The organism is Opitutus terrae PB90-1 (assembly GCF_000019965.1).
Lineage (GTDB): Bacteria > Verrucomicrobiota > Verrucomicrobiia > Opitutales > Opitutaceae > Opitutus > Opitutus terrae.
Genome location: NC_010571.1, coordinates 2,775,466 through 2,793,881 on the forward strand (window position 1 = coordinate 2,775,466; position 18,416 = coordinate 2,793,881).

An 18,416-nucleotide genomic window follows, 5' to 3' on the forward strand; every position below is an offset into this window, starting at 1 on the left:
GCCCTCGCAACCACCAGTTTTCGGATAGCCGCTAGACAAAGACGTGACTGCTCCGGACTCGGCCGGTGGCCGGGCGCCCGTTTACCGACGGGCCTACGGCCATGCGCTCGGGAGGTTCAGACTTGAGTCGCGGGCGCGATCTGCACGGTGGCGAGATAGGAGCCGGCGCCGCCGACGGCGCGCTCGAGCCGCACCCGCACCTCGCGCTTGGCTCCGGTCAACGGCAACGCCGTCAAAACCGTCGTGCGGTCCAGCGTCTCGGCGCTGAGGATGCGCCAGCGCGCCACCGCTGCGTCCGCCGCTTCCGGCGCCGCATCGAGCACGAACAGCTGCGCGAACGGCCGCCCGATCAGTGAGCGATCCGAGGCGGACCAGAGCTGCCGTGCCGATTGGTTGACGGCGACGATCTTCCCGGTCGCATCGAGCACGACGGCGGCACAGAGGTCCGCCTCGGCGATGGCGCCGAGTCGCGGGGGGGAGGAAAGAGGAGCGGATTCGTTCACAGGGCAGCGAGCGCGACAATTTCGCCGCGCACGGGCACACACGTGAAGGAAATTTCGCTGCAGTCAAACCCCGCTGATGCGCTGGCGTGAGACTGGCCCCGGCCTCGCGCGGGTCGAGCACGGCGCTATTTCAGCACCGCCTCGTGAAATTCCTGCCAGCTGTCGAGATCGTTCAGGCGGATCGCGTCTTTCACGGCGGTGTCGTCATCGGGGAGCCCGTTGTTTTTCAACACCCCGCGGCGCGTCTCGTCGTCGTGAATGTAGCCGCGCACCGCGGCGTTGTGCTTCTCGATGGAGGCGGCATCGAGCTTGACGCCGGGCTGTCGCTTCACCCAGGCCTCGAATTGCGGATACGTGGGCCGCGAGTCGCGGATGAACGCCAGGGTGGCCGCACGATCGAGGCCGAGGTCGTTGAGGGTCATTTGGTCGAAGCCTTTGCCGCAACCGGGATAGCGGGAATCGAGCCGGCCGCGCGCTTCGAGCGAGGCCTTGAGCCAGAAACGAGGCAGGTGGAGCACGCCGAGCGGGCCGGCGGTGCCGGAACTGATCAGGGGAATGTAGGTGTCCATGGGGAGTGGCGCGACGATGGATGCGGTGTCGCGCCGAGCACGACGTCCGACCCGCCGCACGGTTCCGGCTTATGCCGCAGATAACAAACCGAGGGCGGCCGCGGGAGGACGCGGGCGGGGATTGACGGACAGGAAGCGTGCGCTCTGATTTCGGTGCGGCGATCCTTGCCGCGGTCACATGGCTCACCTCGCAATCATCGGTCCTGGCGCGATCGGCTGCACGATGCTCGGCTGGCTGGGCCGATCGCCGGCCCATCGCGTATTCGCGTGTGCGCGGACGCCGTTCGAGACGGTGACACTCGAAACGCCCGACGGCGTGCTCGAATCACGCCCAACCGTGTTGACGGTGCCGGCGGACGCCCCCGTCGTCGACTGGGTGCTCGTCGCGACGAAGACCTATGACACCGCGGGCGCAGCGGAGTGGTTGCGCCGCCTAACGGGCCCGCGGACGCACGTGGCGATTCTTCAGAACGGCGTGGAACACCTCGCGCGTTTCGCGGGGATCGTGGCTCCCGGGATGCTTCTGCCGGTGGTGGTCGATTGTCCGGCGGAGCGCATCGCCCCTGGTCGCGTGCGGCAGCGCGGGCCGGGGCGGATGACCGTGCCAGACTCGGAGGTGGGCCGCGCGTTCGTGGCGCTCTTTGCAGGCACGCCGCTCGAGGGGCTGACGACGAGCGACTGGCGCAGCGTCGCGTGGCGCAAACTCTGTCTCAATGCGGCGGGCGCGGTGAACGCGTTGACACTGCAGCCGGCGCGAATCGCGCACGACGAGGCGGTCGCGAACCTGATGCGCGCGATCGTGCGTGAGGCAATACTCGTGGGGCGCCGCGAGGGGGCCACGCTCGACGATGCGCTGACCGAGACCGTCATCGCCAGTTACCGAAGTGCGCCGCCCGACGCGATCAATTCACTGCACGCGGACCGGCTGGCAGGCCGGCCGATGGAGATTGATGCGCGCAACGGCGTGATTGTGCGGTTCGGGCGACAGCAGAGAATCAGCACGCCGGTGAACGAAACGGTGGTCACGCTGCTGAACGCGATCGCGTCCCCGGCGAAGGTATAGCTGGATCACGCGGCGGAGGCGCGGCGGCCAGGGGGGACGGGCCAGTCGATTCGGCGATGGGGCGTCGCGGCTCCAGGCGTGACAGCCGTATTCACCTTGTCGGTGGCGCAAGCAACGGCGGCGCACGGGGGTGAACGGGCGCTTCCGCGCGACAGCGCCGCTGATGCGGTTCGCGCGTGCGGCTAATCCCTGCGGGCGTGCGGCGGATCTTGGTTGAGTGCGGTCGGAGGGGCCCGGCACAACCGAGGGCAACTGCGGCCGCGGCGGCTCCCCGAGTCGAAGGCAGCGGCAGTGTCTCCACGCTTCCTCTGCCTGTGACCTTTCGATTCTCCTTGGCGCCGACCCTGCTCGCCGCGCTTCTTCTGCCGCCGATCCTCACGGCGCGCGCGCAACCCGTCGCGCCGCCGGCCAGCTCCCGCGAGCGCGCAGCCGCCGCGACCCCGTCCGCGGCTGCGTCCGATCGGCTGCAGCAGCTGAAGAATCCGGCGCCGTGGTTCTCGTGGGGCGCGGACTTCCGCGCGCGGAACGAATACTACCACAACATCGTCACGCTCGCGCCGACGAGCCTGCACGAGCAGGACCTGTTTCGCTTTCGGTGGCGGGTGGCGGCCACGATCAAACCGGTGACCGACTTCAGCCTGAACATGCGGCTGGCGGGCGAGGCGCGGCAGTGGCAGGAACCGGCCTTCGTCGGCGCGTTCAAGGCGTGCACCGGCTTCGAGGAAAGGTACGCGATCTTCGATAATTTGGCGGCGAAGTGGACTCATCTGTTCGGCGGCGCCGGCACATTCACGCTCGGCCGGCAGGACATCATGCTGGGCGATCCGCTGGATTGGTGGCTCGTGATGGACGGCACGCCGAACGAAGGTTCGTGGACGACGTTTTTCGACGCGGCGAGGCTGAGCGTGGAGGCGAAATCGATCACGACGAAGTTCGACCTGATCGCGTTGATCCAAGCCACGCAGCCGGACGAGTGGCTGCCGACGATCGGCTCCTCGGAATGTTACCCGCTCACGGACCAACGCGAGACCGGCGTGATTCTTTACGTCTCGAACAAATCGCTGCCGGCGACGCAGATCGACGGCTATTTCCTGATGAAGCACGACCGGCAGCAGACGGTGACGGTCGGCGGCGCGACGAAGCTGTCCGGCGACAACGCCGATCTCTACACCTTTGGCGGCAAGGTGACCGGTACGATCGCGCCGAAACTGCAGTATTCGCTCGAGGGCGCACTGCAGTTCGGCACGAAGGAGGATCGCATCGCGGGCCGGTTCGCCGAGCGCGACGTGCGCGCCTGGGGCGGCAAGGCGCGGCTGACTTATTCGCTCCGGGATGCGCTGAACCAGCAGCTGAATCTCACCGGTGAAATCCTGTCCGGTGACGATCCCTCCACGGCCGAGCGGGACGAAATGTTCGATGTGTTGTGGGGCCGCTGGCCGTTGTGGAGCGAGTTGTATATCTACTCGGTCATCCAGGAAACCGGCGGTCGGGTAGCCCAGATGAACAACCTCGGCCGGCTCGGCGGAGGCTGGAGCTGCAAGCCGGGCAAGGGCACGTCGGTGAGCCTCGCGTGGAACGCGCTGTTCGCGCTCGAGCAAGTGCCGACTCGCGCCGTGACACCGGCGCTGTTCAGCCGCGCCGGGAATTTCCGCGGCCACTACGTGCAAGCGGTGTTGAAGCACCCATTCAACGCGCACCTCAGCGGCCACCTCTGGGCCGAGCGGGTCTGGCAGGGCAATTTCTACACGCATCGCGGGGCGCTTACGTTCCTGCGCGCGGAGTTGATGGTCGCTTTCTAGGCCAGCGCCATCCCGGCGCTTCGTGCCATTCGAGGCGATCGACAATTGCGCTAGATAAGCGCCAGCATAGGCGCAGGCCCGGGCCTGCGTCGGTGTCCCCGCCGGGGCAGGCGCGTTGGGTGGTGTGCGTATGCGCTCAGCTCGGACCGCGTAATATTACGTGGAATATGCGATTGGATACGGGTGGCATGAAGCGTCTTGTGAACGGGTGTGGCTTGTGCCAGCCCGCCGTAATCACGGCCAAGACCCAGAAACAAACTGGTAACCTGTCCTCCGCGCCAGACGCTGTCTGCCTTCGAGGAGCGTAAGGTGTGGCGGATCTCGAAGGTCGCTTCGGACCACAGTCATGCTGCCTATGATCCGGTTCCTCGACCTTCCGTCCGCTCCTGGTAGCTGTGGCAACCGTGATGCACCCGCGCTGCGGCCGAGACACTTTTTGGAGACCATGAGTACGAATACAAAACGAGACAGTTGGATCCATCATGGGGCCTTTGTCAGGATCGTCCTCGCGATGGGGGTGCTGAATCTGGCAAACGTGTGTAGGGCGGCGGTGGACCTTCCCGAGGGTTTTCCGGCCATTATCTGGCACCCGCAATCCCAGACCGTCACCGCTGGGATCAACATTTCGCTTACGGTGGTGGCATCCGGCGCGGCCCCGCTGAGTTACCAGTGGAAGAGGAATGGCGTCGACATCACGAACGCGACGGGCTCCGCCCTTGCCTTGAACAATGTGCAGGCGGCAGACCTCGGCAGCTATACGGTGGTCGTCAGCAATGCAATCGGCAGCGCCCTTTCGAATCCGGCGATCATCTCCGGAATAGAACGTTTCTTCAACGGACATGCCTATGACGTGACGCCGCAAGGAATGGAATGGAACGAGGCGGAGAACTGGGCGAAGTCACGCGGCGGGCACCTGGTGGCGATCAACAGTCAGGCCGAGCAGGATTTCCTGCTGCGGAATTTCGGCGCCGAGCCGTCGTACTGGATTGGGCTCTCCGACCAGGCGGCCGAAGGTGACTGGAGTCGATGGTCCAACGGGGAACCGGCGACCTACGGCAACTGGGCGTCCGGCGAACCGAACAACGCCAATGCGGGCGAGGCGTTCGCGATGATGAACTGGAACACGAACCAGGGGATTTCCGGGTTGGGGCAGTGGAATGACCTTCCGGGCGGACGGACGCCGGGAATCATCGAATACGTCATCGGCGGCGCCCGCGCACCGGCACAAAAAAAGCCGCTGGAGGCAAAGCTGATTGTTCCAAACGCGCTGGGCCGGCATGTGACGGCGACCCTGTACGTGGAGTGCACCAACAACAGTACGGTCGCGATACCGGCTCCGCTCTTGCTGGTGCGCAGCGCCGACCGGGCGTTGCTGACGCTCGATCCGGCTCGCGTCGTGGCGGGTTTCTGGAGTTCGGTCGCGGTGGAAGGATTTGCGGACACGGTGCAGATTCTCGCCAGCGGCGCCGCCCCGGGCGTCCTGGCGCCGGGTGAGTCGGTCCGCGTTCCCGTGTATTATGCCGGGCTGCAACAGCCCTGGAATTTCGGCGACAGTCAGCTCGAGTTCGAGGTGGGAGCACTGACCGCCGACAGCGAAGATCCGATTGATTGGTCCACGCTCAAAGGCCGCCTGCGCCCGGCGTCGATGAGCGATGCGGGGTGGGAGGCGGTCTGGACGAATTTCGTCGCAGGCGCCGGACATACCTGGGGCGAGTACGTGACCATGCTGAACGATAATGCGGCGTTTCTGGGCCGTATCGGCCGCCGCGTGGTTGACGTGAATCAGTTGCTCGGGTTCGAGCTGCTGCAGGCTGATGGGTTGGGACCGGTTCGGGTCCTTGCCGCCGCCAGCGATGCCCAGGCGGCAGGGCCGGGATTGGATCTGGTCTTTGCGCGCAGCTTTGGCGCGGCAATCTCTCCCCGCTTCGAGGTGGGAGCGTTCGGGCGGGGCTGGACGCACAACTGGCAATACTCCGCGCAGCGGGCGGGTGACGGCACTGTCACCATCCTCGGTCCGGCCGGTTCGCGCCGCATGTTCCATCCCGACAGTCGCGCCGGCACCAGATACTTCACCCAGCCGGGTGATCACGGCGTGCTCGCTGCGCTCCCAGGAGGCGGATTTACGTTGAGCGAAACCGATGGATTGGTGCGGGCGTTTCGGTCCGACGGCCGACTGGATTACGTGGCAGTTCCGAACGGCAATCGGATCACGGCCCGCTGGACTGGTGATCTGCTCACGCGGCTGGAGCACTCCAACGGCCGCGGGCTCGACATCATCCACGATGGCGGGCTGATCCGCTCGATCACCGACCCCATTGGACGGACGACGGCCTACAGCTATGACACCGCGCAGCACCTCACGGGCGTTCGCTACGCCAGTGGCCAGGAGATCGGTTACGAGTACAATACGATTGCTGGCGCACCCGGCGAACACGCTCTGACGCAGATCAACGAATCCGGTGGCACCCATAAGAGCGTCAGCTACGATGCGGCCGGCCGGCTTGCCGGCACCAGCCTCTCCAGCGGCGCCGAAGCGCTTGGCTTTGCCTACGACAGTGCCGGCAGGGTCACGGTGACCGATGCGCTCGGTCACGCGACCCGGCACTTTTTCGACTACCGGGGATTGCTCGCGAGAACCGAGGATGCCCTCGGACACCCCGTGCAGATGACGTTTGATGACGAACATAATCTCGTGGAGCTGACCGATCCGGCGGGCGGCAGCTACCGCTACACCTACGATTCGAAAGGCAATGTGATCGAAGCGGCGGATCCGCTCGGAGCGACGACGCGCTTTGCTCATGCTGGCGCCTTCAACCGGCTGGCATCCGTCACCGATGCCAAGGCCAATCTCACGCGGTACACGTACACGACCGAAGGCGATCTCCAGTCGATCACCTATGCGGACGGCAGCGTTGAACGCTGGACATACGATGCGAACGGCAACGCCAGCGGCTGGACCAACCGTCGCGGACGGACGATCGCCTACGCCCGCGACAACGACGGGCGGCTTACGACAAAAACGTTGGCCGGCGAGAGTCGGACGACTTTCGACTACGACGTCCGGGGCAATCTCACGTCGACCACAGATGCCACCGGCACCACGCGATTCGACTACGATGCCCGGGATTGGTTGACCCGGATCACCTATCCGACGGGGCCATGGCTGCAGTTCACCTACGACGCTGCGGGCCGCCGCGCGACGAGTCTCGATCAACTCGGACATCGGTTGAACTATGGTTACGACGCGGCCGGCCGGTTGGAGCAACTGACGGACGAGCAAGGCCGGAGGATTGTGCACTACACCTTTGACGCGGCGGGACGCCTGGCTGGCAAGACGCTCGCCAACGGGCTGACCGCGACGTACGCCTACGACACCGCCGGGCAGTTGCTGGTCCTAACCAACGCACTCGCCAGCGGCGGCACGCTTTCACGCTTCGCCTACGCCTACAACGATCGGGGCCGTCGCACGGCGATGGAGACGCTCGAGGGCCGTTGGACCTACGACTACGATGCGTTGGGCCAGCTCACTCGCGCGGCGTTCGCTTCTACCAATCCGGCCGTGGTTCCGAACCAAGATCTAGCGTATGTCTACGATGCGCTTGGCAATCGCATCCGGACGGTCGAAAACGGCGTCACCACCGAATACTCCAGCAACAATCTGAACCAATATGTGCGCACGGGCGACACGACCTATCGCTTCGACGCGGATGGCAACCTGGTGCAGGAAGCCACGGCTGAAACCACCACGACCTACACCTACGACGACGAAAACCGGCTTGTGGCTGTGCGCAGGGGGACCGACACGTGGAGTTACGGGTACGACGCGTTTGGCGGGCGCGTGACGAGTTCGGAGAATGGCGTTACGACCCGGTTCGTGCTCGACCCGATCGGGCTCGGCAACGTCGTCGGCGAGTACGACGCGGCGGGCGAACTGATCGCCCGCTACGACCATGGGTTTGGGCTGCTGGCGCGCGCTGATCCGGCGGGCATCGAAGCCTACTACGCATTCGACGCGCTCGGCAGCGTGCAGCAGGTCGTCACGGCCGCAGGCGAAGTGGCGAACCGGTACACCTATGCACCATTCGGTGGGTTGATTGGGAGAACGGAGACGCTCCCGAATCCGTTTCAGTTTGTCGGGCAGGTTGGGGTGATGAGCGAGTCCAGCGGATTGGGCTTCATGCGCGCGAGATTTTACAGCGGACAGTGTGGGCGATTCATCCAAGCGGATCCGATCGGTCTAGCCGGTGGATTGAATCTGTACGCCTACACGATGAACGATCCAATCGGAGTTGATGATCCATCAGGGAAATTTGTCCCGATTGCCGTGCAACTGGGCGTTGGAGTCATTGCCTATTACGTCGCATCCCGAGCGTTCGTCTATTGGCCGCGGATTGCTCCCGTTGTGTCCATTGTTGAACAATTGCCCGAGGGTGTGCCCGGCCCTGTTACCGACATAGGCGGACTGGCGGGATTTGGGCTGAAAAATGGTCGCGATCTGGCGCAGCTTTCTAACGAAACGCTGTACGGCATTGCGGCCATCAACCAAACGGTCGGAAACGCGATGCTGGACTGGATCGCTCGAGCCATCAATCCGCCGTCGTACATGACGTCGATTCAAACGTCGAATCCTCCGGTTCCGCCGTACCAAATACTGGTTTCTGAAGGAACGTATGTCGCATTCTCGCAGGATCCCAACGCCAAGACGGGACCGACGGGATTTGGCGAACCCAACTACGTTTCTCCGAGCGGGGCGTTTGGCTATCGGATCGACTTCGAGAACGACGCCCACGCGACCAGTCCGGCGCAGCAGGTTGTCATCACCGATCAACTCAGCCGCGATCTGGACTGGGCGACTTTCCAGTTGTCCGAAATCGGCTTTGGCGATTCGTGGATCGTCGTTCCGGCCGGGAGCCGGAGTTTCGAGCACACCGAGCACGTCACCTACGATGGCGTCGATTTCGACGTGCAGATCGAGGTCACGCTCAACCCCGCATCAGGTGCGCTGTCCGCGACCTTCCGATCGGTCGATCCGCGGACAGGTTTGCCACCACCCGTGAACATCGGATTCCTGCCGCCGGAAAACGGCACGGGCCGCGGACAGGGTCACCTCTCCTACACGATCGCGCCAAGGCACGGACTTTCCACCGGCACCGCCATTCGCAATGTCGCGCTGATCTCCTTTGACGGTCAGCCCACCATCGCCACAAACCAGCGTGATCCCCACGATGCCAGCCGGGGAACCGATCCCACCAAGGAGGCGTTGCTGACGATCGACGCCGATGCGCCGACTTGCGACGTGGTCGTCCGGCCCATCGCCGGCTCGCCAAACCGCCATACGGTGGGCTGGTCGGGCAACGACTCAGGTGCTGGCGTGGCCGGTTTCGACATCTACATGTCGATCGACGACGGCCCTTGGATGCTGTGGCAGGTCAGTGCTACCGCGTCTTCGGCCGCTTTCGACGCGATGGCTGGCCGGACCTACCGGTTTTTTGGCCAGGCGCGGGATGCGGCGGGCAATCTCGGCAATCCCTCGAGCGAAGTTCGTCCCGCGGCGTTGAGCCAGCTCGTCAATTTCTCGATTCGATCTGCGGCCGGCCTCGGCAGCGATACCCTGATCGTCGGATTTGTCGTGAGTGGCGGCGCCAACAAGTCGCTGCTCGTGCGTGGCGTCGGACCGTCGCTCGGCGGGCAGGACGTGCAGGGGCCTCTCGCCGATCCGATTCTCACGCTCTATTCCGGCACTGGTGCGGTGATCGATTCCAACGACGACTGGGGCAGCACCGCCAATGGCTCTGTCATCGCAGCCACGACGCTAAAGCTGGGGGCCTTTGCCCTGCCGGACGATAGCCGCGATGCCGTGGTGATGCCTACATTGGCGAGTGGCGTCTACACGGTTCACGTTACAGGCAAATCGACGACAACCGGGGTGGCACTCACAGAAGTCTACGACGCCGCCGTAACCACCAGCGCCGCCCGGCTCGTCAACGCTTCAGCGCGAACCCGGGTGGGAACCGGTGATCAGATCCTCATCGCGGGCTTCGTGATCGTTGGCGATGGGAGCAGACCGCTGCTCATCCGTGGCATTGGTCCGACCCTAGCGGAGCTTGGAGTGGAGGGAGTGCTCAACGACCCGCAACTCGTGCTCTACCGGCAGGGTGTCGCTACCCCGCTTGAACAGAACGACAACTGGGGCGGAACCACGGTGCTGCGCACCGCGTTTGGCTCAACAGGCGCGTCCTCGCTGGATGGCTCCAGCAAGGACGCCGCGGTGTTGGTAACCTTGCCTGCCGGCGCCTACACGGTGCACGTCAGCGGCGTGGGCAACACGACGGGCGTCGCCCTCGTTGAAGTCTACGAACTCCCATGACGGGAACCGGCCAGCTCGGTCTACGAGACGCAATCGGATCATGACGCCCACACTCCCGGATAGTCGCACGTCCGGACTACGGGCGGGCCGTTCGCGGCACGATCACGTCCCTGTCGTTCGCGTCACGCCGCTGCCGACGCGCCGCCGTTGGCGGCGCGCACGAGCGCCTGCGTCAGATCTGGCAGCCGGACCGGCTTCGCGAGGTAGTCGTCCATGCCCGCGTCGAGGCATTTCTCGCGCTCGCCCTGCATCGCGTGCGCCGTCATGGCGATGATTGGAACGCGCCGAGAGTGCGTCGCTCGAATCCGGCGCGCGGTGTCGTAGCCGTCGAGTTCCGGCATCTGGCAATCCATCAACACGACGTCGTACCGCTTTTGCTGCAACGCCTGGAGTACGAGGAGTCCGTTGGCGACGCAGTCCGCCGAGCAGCCGAGCCGCTTGAGCTGCGCGCCGACCAGCCGCTGGTTGACGGGATTGTCCTCGGCCACGAGCACGGCGAGCCGACTCAGCACGGCGGCATCGGCGGCTGCGGCACCAGGTGCTGGCGCCGGTGCGGCGGGCGTCGTTCGCGGGATGGCGGCACGCTCGAAGGCAATGACGCACCAGAAGACCGAACCGCCGGTTTCGGGACTGCGCACACCGATCTGGCCGCCCATCAGCTCGACGAGCTGGCGCGAGATCGCGAGCCCAAGTCCGGTGCCGCCGTAGCGGCGCGTCATGGACTCGTCGGCCTGCGTGAACGGCTGGAAGAGCCGCTCGGCCGCTTCGGGCGGCACGCCGATGCCAGTATCCGCCACCTCGATCCGCACGGACACCGGGCCGGAATCGTGCGCGGTTGCGCCGGGTTCGGGCGCCACCCGCACGAACACCCCGCCGTGCTCGGTGAACTTGACGGCGTTGCCGATGAGGTTGAGCAACACCTGGCGCACCCGGTTCGCATCGCCCAGCAGCGTGGGCGGCAACTCGGGCGACAACTCGGCTTTCAGGCGGAGGCCCTTGGCGGTGGCGCTTGGGCGGAGGAGGCTCACCGCGTCTTCCACCAGCTGATCGAGCCGGAACTCGGTGGGCACAAGCTGCAGCTTGCCCGCCTCGAGCTTCGACACGTCGAGGATGTCGTTGATGATCGCGAGCAGCGCCTCGGCGCTGTGGCGGATGGCCTGCGCGTATTCCTGTTGCTCGGGACCGAGCGGGGTGTCGACGAGGAGATTGCTCATGCCGATCACGCCGTTCATCGGCGTGCGGATCTCGTGCGACATGTTGGCGAGGAATTGATTTTTCGCCTTGGCGGCCTGCTGCGCCTTCGCGATGGCTGCCTCGAGCTCGCGCGTACGGGCGTGCACCAATCCCTTGAGCTCGAGGTTGCGCTGGCGCGTGCGCCGCAGGAGCCAGCGATTGCCGCCGACCACCAGTCCGAGTCCCGCCAGACCGTAAGCCAGATAGGCGAAAAACGTGCGGTAGAACGGCGGCGCGACGGCGAAGCGGAGCTCGGTCTCGTTGCCGACCGGGCCGGCGGTGTCGATCAGCCGGATGAGCAGCCGGTACTTCCCCTCATGCAGATTCGTCAGTCGAATGGTCGAGTCCGGCGAGGGCGTCGACCAACTGCTCGCGTCATCGTCAAACCTGTATTGAAAATCCGGTGAACGCAGATGGGCGAAGGTGCCGACGAAGCACTGGACGTTGAGGCTGTTGTTGGCGTACCGGAGCTGCTGCAATACGGTGGGGTCGGGATGCAGCACGTTGTAGAGCGACAGGCCGGTACGAGCATCCGTTACCGCGACCACGAGGGGCGCGCGCGGAGCGGCCGGAGCCGTGGCGCGCGGTGGCACGATCCGGGCGAGCCGTCGCTGGCCGACGATCCAGACCTCGTTGGGACCGGCGAGCTGCAGCGCCGGGAAGCGTTCCCGAATGGCGGCCAGCGACTCGATGCGGGTGACCTTGCCGCCGTGATCCGTGGCGACGCGGAGCAGGCCATGCGGGTGCGGCAGCCAGATCGTCCCGTCGGCGGTTTGGCGCGGGCGCCAGGTGCCGCCCGGGGCGAGTGAGAGCAACTGGTCGAGCTCCGGTGCGTCGATGAACCTGTCGCGTTGTTCGTCAAAATACAGCCGGTCGGTCGAGCTGCGGCTGATGACGGCGACGGAACCGATTGCGCCGACGCCGAGCCACGAAGGCGTGGTGGATTGCCAGGGCAGCGAGTTGAAAACCTGGCGGATCAGTTTGCCGCCGCGCCAGGCGATGCGCGCCACGCGGTCGATGCCGAGCTCGACCCATACGGCGCCGGGTGCGACCTCGACGATATGCGAGGGGAACCCGATGCCGGGAACCGTTTCGCCCAGCGGTTGCCAGGAGGTGCCGTTCCAGCCGATCGCGGCGATTTCGTTTTCGCCGATGGCGACGCAGACGTCCGCGGTGAGGCGCGCGAGCCGTTTGACGTTGAAGCGGTCGAGCACGCGCGTGATCTGGTCGCGGTCATCGCGATGGAATACTCCGCCACCATTGGCGATCAGCAGCCCGTGCTCCGTCGAAAGCAGGCCCCAGACGCCCTCCGCGAGGCCCAGGGGCACCTCGCGAAACGCGGTGGGTTCGGCCGGGCCCTGCGGCACGGATCCAAACAGACGACCCGTGGAGTAGACGAACAGCTGGCCGCGATGCTGCACCACGCTCGGCCAGGAGAGGAAGAGTCCGAGCCGGTGATCGAAAATCTGCAGCGGCGCCCGCGTCAGGATCTTCGTGATGCCGCTCGCTCCCGCGGCCCACAGCACACCCGGCCCGGTCGCGCACACGTCCGTGAGACCGGTGAAATCGCCGCCGGGGAGCGAGAGCACCGCGTGCCCGTCGCGATCGAGCAGAAACAAGCCGCGGCCCTTCACGAGCACCGCCAGCTGGCCGTCGGCCAGCGGCAGCATCTTGGTCACGCCCGCGGCGAGCAGTGCGTCGATGTCCGTGGGCCATGGCGTGAAGCGCGTGCCGTCGAAGCGCCAGAACTGTCCCTCCAAGGCGTGACCAAGCATGTGGCCGTCTTCCCACGGCACGGTGAAGTCGAAGCGAATCGCCGGTGCGCCTTCGGTCGCGAGGAGCACCGCGCCGTGCTCGGGATCGAGGCGGATGATGCCGTGGCTGAACGAACCGGCGAAGGCGGTCTCGCCGACGACGAACAGCGTCGCGAGCTCGGGGATCGGAAAGTACCGTTCGCGTCCCGTCGCGAGGTCGTGGTGAATGACACCTGAGTCGTTCGCGAAATACGCGCCGTGGATCGTGGCGGCGATGAAGGAAATCTGGTTGTTCGACGCCCATGCCGGCGCGGTGGTGGGTTTCAGCGAATGCAGCAGCAGCGTGCCGGCCTCGGTTTGCTCGAGCAGACCCCACGAGCCCGGACCACCGTAGTAAGTCCGCCCGTCGGGAGCGCGGCTCAGGCAGGTGACGATGATGCCGGCGTCCGATTCGACCCGCAGCGCGCTCCAGTTCTTGTCGTCGAACACGAGGCAGGTGCGTTCCTGAAACAAGAGCAGCCGTCCGAAGACATCCGTGCCGAGCTGCACGCCGGGCGACACTTCGCCGATTTCCGCGAACGGGTAGTGCCGCATGACCGGCAGGCCGGTCACCGAGCCGGCGGCGCCGGTCGTGTCCGCGGCGCGGAGCAGCGGGGCTGCGGCGAACAGCACGGCGAGCGCGGGCAGGATCGAGAGGGGAAGGCGAAACGAGCGGAAGATTTGTTGCCGTGGACCGGGACGCCTATTCATCGAGCGGGCCGAGCATGGGGGGCGGGCATGGCTCGCGTCGATCACGTTCTGTCATAGATTGACCAAACCCAAGGTGCCGTTGCGGCAAGTGGTTGCGGCCATTCCTGGCGGGCCACCTCGCGGTTGCGGTACTGCCGGTGGAGGGCGCGTCGCCGCGCGGCAATCAGCGCTTGAGGGACGCGAGGTGGTGTGGGTGGCGGGGTGGCGCGCGGGCGTCCTGTCCGATGCGTGGCATGGGCGTCTCGCCCATGATTGCGGGTCGGAGCGCCGTCCACGGGCAAGAGGCCCGTGCCACGTTTGGATGCGCTGCTCAGAGATCGTCCACCGGCGCGGGCTGGCGGAGCCAGTTCACCTCGCTGTCTTCCATGAACTGCGCGGGCCAGGTGGCGTGGCTGATCTCCCACGGGCGGAATTCGCGGATGCTGCGGGCGAATTCCTCGATGGCCGCCGCGGTCGGATCGGCGGCAAGCCGTTCGATCTGGGCGAGGAGGCCGGCGGGTTTTTCCGGCGCGCTCTCGAGCACGCGGAGAAACCATTTGTGAAACGGGTAGAGGAGTTCGTTGTGCGCGAGCACGATCCGGCCGCCGAAGAGCGTGAGCTTCGAAACGGCGGTGCGCAGCAGCGGCAGGTTCTGTCGCTTGAGCGCTTCACCGGTGAACCAGAACCACGCCTCGAATTGCGCCTGAAATCGCCAGAGCCGCGATGCTTTGTCGGCGGTGGGATAGCGCGCGGCCTCCGCGAGGAGCGGGGCGAGGGTGGGGCTGCGCGAGAAGAGCACCTGCGCGTCCTTGAACGCGAAGCGCGCAGGCTCGCTGCCCTTGTCGCGCACCTGCTCGAGGAAGGCGAGGGAGGTGTATTTGCCGTCGACATAGCCGGCGGCATACGTGCACAGCTCGCGACTGAAGAAGCACGTGCGGCCGGTGCGCGTCCGCTCGCGGTGATCCTCGTCGGAAACGACGATCATGACATCGACGTCGGAGTCGGCGTTGGCGAAGCCGTGAGCGAGGGAGCCGCCGAGAAGGAGTCCGACGACCGCGGGATCGGCGGCGAAGTGTTCGGTCGTGCGACGAATGGTTTCTGCGTGGTGGGGCAGCATGGCGGGGGTGAGGCGGGGAACGGCCGCGCTCGATGCGAGGCGTGTGCGTGGTCGAATCTGTGGCCCGGGCGCGCGGCGACGATCTGCGCGTGAGTCTTACACTAGCTCGTTGCGCGCGGATATTCCTCTTTGTTGAGTACGACCATGGCGTTCATCTACCACCACGCGCGACAAGCCACGCCGGGGCCGGACGAACCCTGCCTCGTGATCGAGGGCAAGCGGCTGCTCGTGCGAGCGGCCGCGGTCGCGAGCGGGCCGCGATCGGAAGATGCGCGGCTGCTGCCGGGCTACGCCGCGCTCGCGGGCTGGCCGGGCGCGGCCGTCGCGCCCTTGCAGATCGGAGAGCTCGACGGACGGAACTGCTGGATGCTCGGGGTGGAAAACGCCGAGCTGCGGGCGCCGGCCGGCTGCGAATGGATCGAAACCCGCGCGCTGCTGGGCGTATTCACGCCGGCCCAGTGGCATGCGGTGAGTTGCGCGCGACATCTATACTGGTGGCAGAGCCGGCATCGTTTCTGTGGCGTGTGCGGAACGCCCACGGAGCTCGCGACCGACGAACCGGCGCGGCGGTGCCCGCGTTGCGGCGCGCTGTTTTTCCCGGTCGTGTCCCCGGCGGTGATCGTCGCGATCACCCGGGGCGAGGAATTGCTGCTGGCGCACAACCGGAATTTTCCGGCGGGGATGTTCAGTCTGCTGGCGGGGTTTGTCGACCCGGGCGAAACGCTGGAACAGGCGGTCGTCCGCGAGGTACGCGAAGAGGTTGGAATTGAAATCGGCGGGCTGAGCTATGTGGAGAGCCAGCCGTGGGCGTTTCCGAATTCGCTGATGATCGGATTTCGGGCCCGCCGTGTGGGCGGCGAAATCGTCGCGGACGGCAAGGAGATCGAGGAAGCGGGGTGGTTTCGGCGCAGCGCGCTGCCACAGATCCCGCAGCCCGGGACGGTGGCGCGGCGGTTGATTGAGGCTTGGCTGAAGGAGTAGCCCCGTTGTCGAACCTGCTCGTCGCGCTCGTCGCCTCGCAGGCGGGAATCGCGACAACAGCGTCGCAGTTCCAGCGGACGAGTCTTTACCCAGGGCTGTGCGCCGGTTTTGGGCTCTCGTGTCATCTCGCTCGTCTGCTGACATAAGGTTGTCGGGAGACGGAGTAGAGTGGGCGCATGACGCTCACACTTTCCCCAGAGATTGCGGCGATGCTGGCGGCATGGAACGCGCACGATGTCGACGGACTGGTCGACTGCTTCACTCCCGATGCGACCGTCCGCGACGAAGGTCGGCGGCATCACGGCCCCGCGGCCATTCGCGCCTGGTTTGAGGAACTCTGCGATCGTTCAGCGCCGAGGATCGAGGTGACTGCGATTGCCGAAGCCGACGGCGAAACGATTCTGACGGTGAGCGTTGATGGTGAGCGCGCGGGCGGCCTGAGCGAGCGGCGTTACGTCGTCGCGACCGAAGACGAACGGATCGTGGCGCTGCGAATCGTGCCGTGACGAAGCGGACGCGGCCGGCCGGCGCTGAGGCGGGAATTCAGAGCAGCCACTGGCCGGCCATGGCGGCGAGCACGACGACCAGCCACGGCGGCGCGCGCCAGATCTCGAGCAATGCGAAGGCGGCGAACGCGGCCGCCACATCGCGCGCGTGGTGCACGCCTTGCAGCCACACGGGATTGTAGAGCGCCGCGAGCAGGACGCCGACGACTGCGGCGTTTGCTCCGCGCAGGCCGGCCTGCGTCCATGCCTTGCTCCGCAGCAAATGCCAGAAGGGCAGGGCGCCTCCGATCAGCATCCACGCGGGGAGAAAGATTCCCAGGAGGCACCAGAATCCACCCAGCCACGGATGGGCGTCGGAAAAGATGACGGCGCCCAGATACGCCGAGAACGTGAACAACGGTCCGGGCACCGCCTGCGCGGCGCCGTAGCCGGCGAGAAACGCGTCGTCCGTGATCCAGCCGGGCGGCACGACCTCCGCGCGCAAAAGCGGGAGCACCACGTGTCCGCCACCGAAGACGAGCGAGCCCGCGCGGTAAAAGCTATCGAAGACCGCGAGCGGTTGCGAATGCGTCTGGACGGCAACCGCGGGCAGCAGGAACAGCAGGACGAGGAACGTCGCGAGCGTCGCCGCGGCCCACGCGTGATGCCGGGCGATTCCGGTGGTCGCCTCGGCGGTGGTCCTCACGTCACGGCGATAGATCCACCAACCCGCCAGCGCGCCGCCGGCAATCACGGCGACCTGAATGGCGGCGTTCGGCAGGATCAGGACGGCGGCGGCCGCGACGAGCGCGAGCGTGATCCGCGCACGGTCCGGGCAGAGTTTGCGGCCGAGATTCCACACCGCCTGTGCGACGACCGCGACGGCGGCGAGCTTGAGTCCGTGCAGCCAGCCGGCGGCGCGCAGGTCGCCGACTTTCGCCACGCCGAACGCGAACAGGATGAGCAGAATCGCCGAAGGCAGAGTGAAACACAGCGAAGCCGCGAAGGCGCCGAGGAGCCCGCCCCGGCGCATGCCGATCGCGAAGACGAGCTGACTGCTCGCGGGACCAGGCAGGAAATTGCAGAGCGCGACGAGGTCCACATAGTCCGCCTCGTCCAGCCAGCGGCGACGACGGACGAGCTCCGCGTGAAAATAACCGAGATGCGCCACCGGGCCACCAAACGACGTGAGCCCGAGCTTGAGGAACACGGCGGCGATCTCGGCGAGCGACGATGGGGGCGCGCGGTCGGTCATCCGTCCGGGTTTGCCCCGCGACGCTGGGCATCCATCGACCAGCCCCCGGCGCCCACGAGCAGGAGAAACAGCAGTCCCAGCCACATCGTGAAATCGGTGCGCGCCTCGTGCATCATGCTGAGAAAGCCGTAACGCGGGAGCTTGGCCAGCGTGAATCCGGCGAAGCCGTGGCCGAGCAGGATCGGAAGCTTCGTCGAGACGATGGCGACCGAGATGTTGATCAGCAGCGGAACGGCTGCCAGTCGGGTGACGAGGCCGAGGACGATGAGCGCACCGCAGACGATTTCAACGCCGCCGACGAATGGTCCCGTAAACTGCGGCCAAGGGATGCCGATTTTCGCGAAGCGGCCGGCGGCGAGCTCCGCGGGATACATGAATTTCTGCACGCCTTCGAAAAAGAAGACCGCGCCGACCGCGAGACGGATGAGAAACACCGCGCGGAGCGGGATCGTGGCCTGAATCTTTCGAGCGAGGGAAGACATGGCGGGAACGCTACGCGGCTGTCGGCTGGCGTGATTTTGGCCGGACCTCTTTGGGCGAGCCGAACAGGATCCGGAACCT

At 66.0% G+C, this 18,416-nt stretch carries 11 protein-coding genes; 5 read left to right on the forward strand and 6 right to left on the reverse strand.

Annotation, left to right across the window (positions count from 1 at the left end; all coding sequences use genetic code 11):
* Positions 1–116: 116 nt before the first annotated feature.
* Both OTER_RS10950 and OTER_RS10955 read right to left on the reverse strand, forming a co-directional pair.
* Positions 117–503 carry a PAS domain-containing protein gene (locus OTER_RS10950; RefSeq protein ID WP_012374983.1) on the reverse strand — a complete coding sequence of 129 codons (387 nt, stop codon included), beginning with the start codon at positions 501–503 and terminating at the stop codon, positions 117–119.
* 125 nt (positions 504–628) lie between these two features.
* Complete coding sequence (locus tag OTER_RS10955) at positions 629–1,072, reverse strand: hypothetical protein (protein ID WP_012374984.1); 444 nt, start codon at positions 1,070–1,072, stop codon at positions 629–631.
* Between the two features lie 178 nt (positions 1,073–1,250).
* Between OTER_RS10955 and OTER_RS10960 the strand changes: the two genes are divergently transcribed.
* The 3 genes from OTER_RS10960 to OTER_RS10970 all read left to right on the forward strand — a co-directional run bounded on the left by OTER_RS10960 (position 1,251) and on the right by OTER_RS10970 (position 10,301).
* On the forward strand, positions 1,251–2,135 hold the full coding sequence (locus OTER_RS10960; protein ID WP_012374985.1) for a 2-dehydropantoate 2-reductase: 885 nt from the start codon (positions 1,251–1,253) through the stop codon (positions 2,133–2,135).
* 314 nt (positions 2,136–2,449) lie between these two features.
* Positions 2,450–3,934: an alginate export family protein gene (locus tag OTER_RS10965; RefSeq protein ID WP_012374986.1), complete on the forward strand. Its 1,485-nt coding sequence runs from the start codon at positions 2,450–2,452 to the stop codon at positions 3,932–3,934.
* Positions 3,935–4,379: 445 nt separating this feature from the next.
* Complete coding sequence (locus tag OTER_RS10970; RefSeq protein ID WP_158305415.1) at positions 4,380–10,301, forward strand: RHS repeat-associated core domain-containing protein; 5,922 nt, start codon at positions 4,380–4,382, stop codon at positions 10,299–10,301.
* A gap of 122 nt (positions 10,302–10,423) precedes the next feature.
* On the opposite strand, the gene OTER_RS24095 is transcribed toward OTER_RS10970, so the two are convergent.
* The gene (locus tag OTER_RS24095; protein WP_012374988.1) at positions 10,424–14,038 is read right to left on the reverse strand and encodes a hybrid sensor histidine kinase/response regulator; all 3,615 of its coding nucleotides are present in this window, start codon (positions 14,036–14,038) and stop codon (positions 10,424–10,426) included.
* A 310-nt stretch (positions 14,039–14,348) separates the two neighbouring features.
* Complete coding sequence (locus OTER_RS24100) at positions 14,349–15,134, reverse strand: nucleotidyltransferase domain-containing protein (RefSeq protein WP_012374989.1); 786 nt, start codon at positions 15,132–15,134, stop codon at positions 14,349–14,351.
* Between the two features lie 144 nt (positions 15,135–15,278).
* Here OTER_RS24100 and nudC point away from each other — a divergent pair, with 144 nt between their 5' ends.
* Both nudC and OTER_RS10990 read left to right on the forward strand, forming a co-directional pair.
* Positions 15,279–16,115, forward strand: coding sequence for an NAD(+) diphosphatase (nudC, locus tag OTER_RS10985; RefSeq protein WP_012374990.1), 837 nt, complete (start codon positions 15,279–15,281; stop codon positions 16,113–16,115).
* 176 nt (positions 16,116–16,291) lie between these two features.
* Positions 16,292–16,621, forward strand: a complete 330-nt coding sequence (locus tag OTER_RS10990) for a nuclear transport factor 2 family protein (RefSeq protein ID WP_012374991.1) — start codon at positions 16,292–16,294, stop codon at positions 16,619–16,621.
* Positions 16,622–16,658: 37 nt separating this feature from the next.
* On the opposite strand, the gene chrA is transcribed toward OTER_RS10990, so the two are convergent.
* Both chrA and OTER_RS11000 read right to left on the reverse strand, forming a co-directional pair.
* The gene (gene chrA / locus OTER_RS10995) at positions 16,659–17,855 is read right to left on the reverse strand and encodes a chromate efflux transporter (protein WP_012374992.1); all 1,197 of its coding nucleotides are present in this window, start codon (positions 17,853–17,855) and stop codon (positions 16,659–16,661) included.
* Positions 17,852–18,337, reverse strand: a complete 486-nt coding sequence (locus OTER_RS11000; protein ID WP_012374993.1) for a DoxX family protein — start codon at positions 18,335–18,337, stop codon at positions 17,852–17,854. Before OTER_RS11000 ends, chrA begins: the two co-directional genes overlap by 4 nt.
* Positions 18,338–18,416: the final 79 nt, after the last annotated feature.

Bases quoted from the DNA above. Each gene is read 5' to 3' on its own strand.
- nudC (WP_012374990.1), top strand. From the start codon at position 15,279: ATGGCGTTCATCTACCACCACGCGCGACAAGCCACGCCGGGGCCGGAC.
- OTER_RS11000 (WP_012374993.1), bottom strand. From the start codon at position 18,337: ATGTCTTCCCTCGCTCGAAAGATTCAGGCCACGATCCCGCTCCGCGCG.
- OTER_RS24095 (WP_012374988.1), bottom strand. From the start codon at position 14,038: ATGAATAGGCGTCCCGGTCCACGGCAACAAATCTTCCGCTCGTTTCGC.
- OTER_RS10970 (WP_158305415.1), top strand. From the start codon at position 4,380: ATGAGTACGAATACAAAACGAGACAGTTGGATCCATCATGGGGCCTTT.
- OTER_RS24100 (WP_012374989.1), bottom strand. From the start codon at position 15,134: ATGCTGCCCCACCACGCAGAAACCATTCGTCGCACGACCGAACACTTC.
- OTER_RS10955 (WP_012374984.1), bottom strand. From the start codon at position 1,072: ATGGACACCTACATTCCCCTGATCAGTTCCGGCACCGCCGGCCCGCTC.
- OTER_RS10990 (WP_012374991.1), top strand. From the start codon at position 16,292: ATGACGCTCACACTTTCCCCAGAGATTGCGGCGATGCTGGCGGCATGG.
- chrA (WP_012374992.1), bottom strand. From the start codon at position 17,855: ATGACCGACCGCGCGCCCCCATCGTCGCTCGCCGAGATCGCCGCCGTG.
- OTER_RS10960 (WP_012374985.1), top strand. From the start codon at position 1,251: ATGGCTCACCTCGCAATCATCGGTCCTGGCGCGATCGGCTGCACGATG.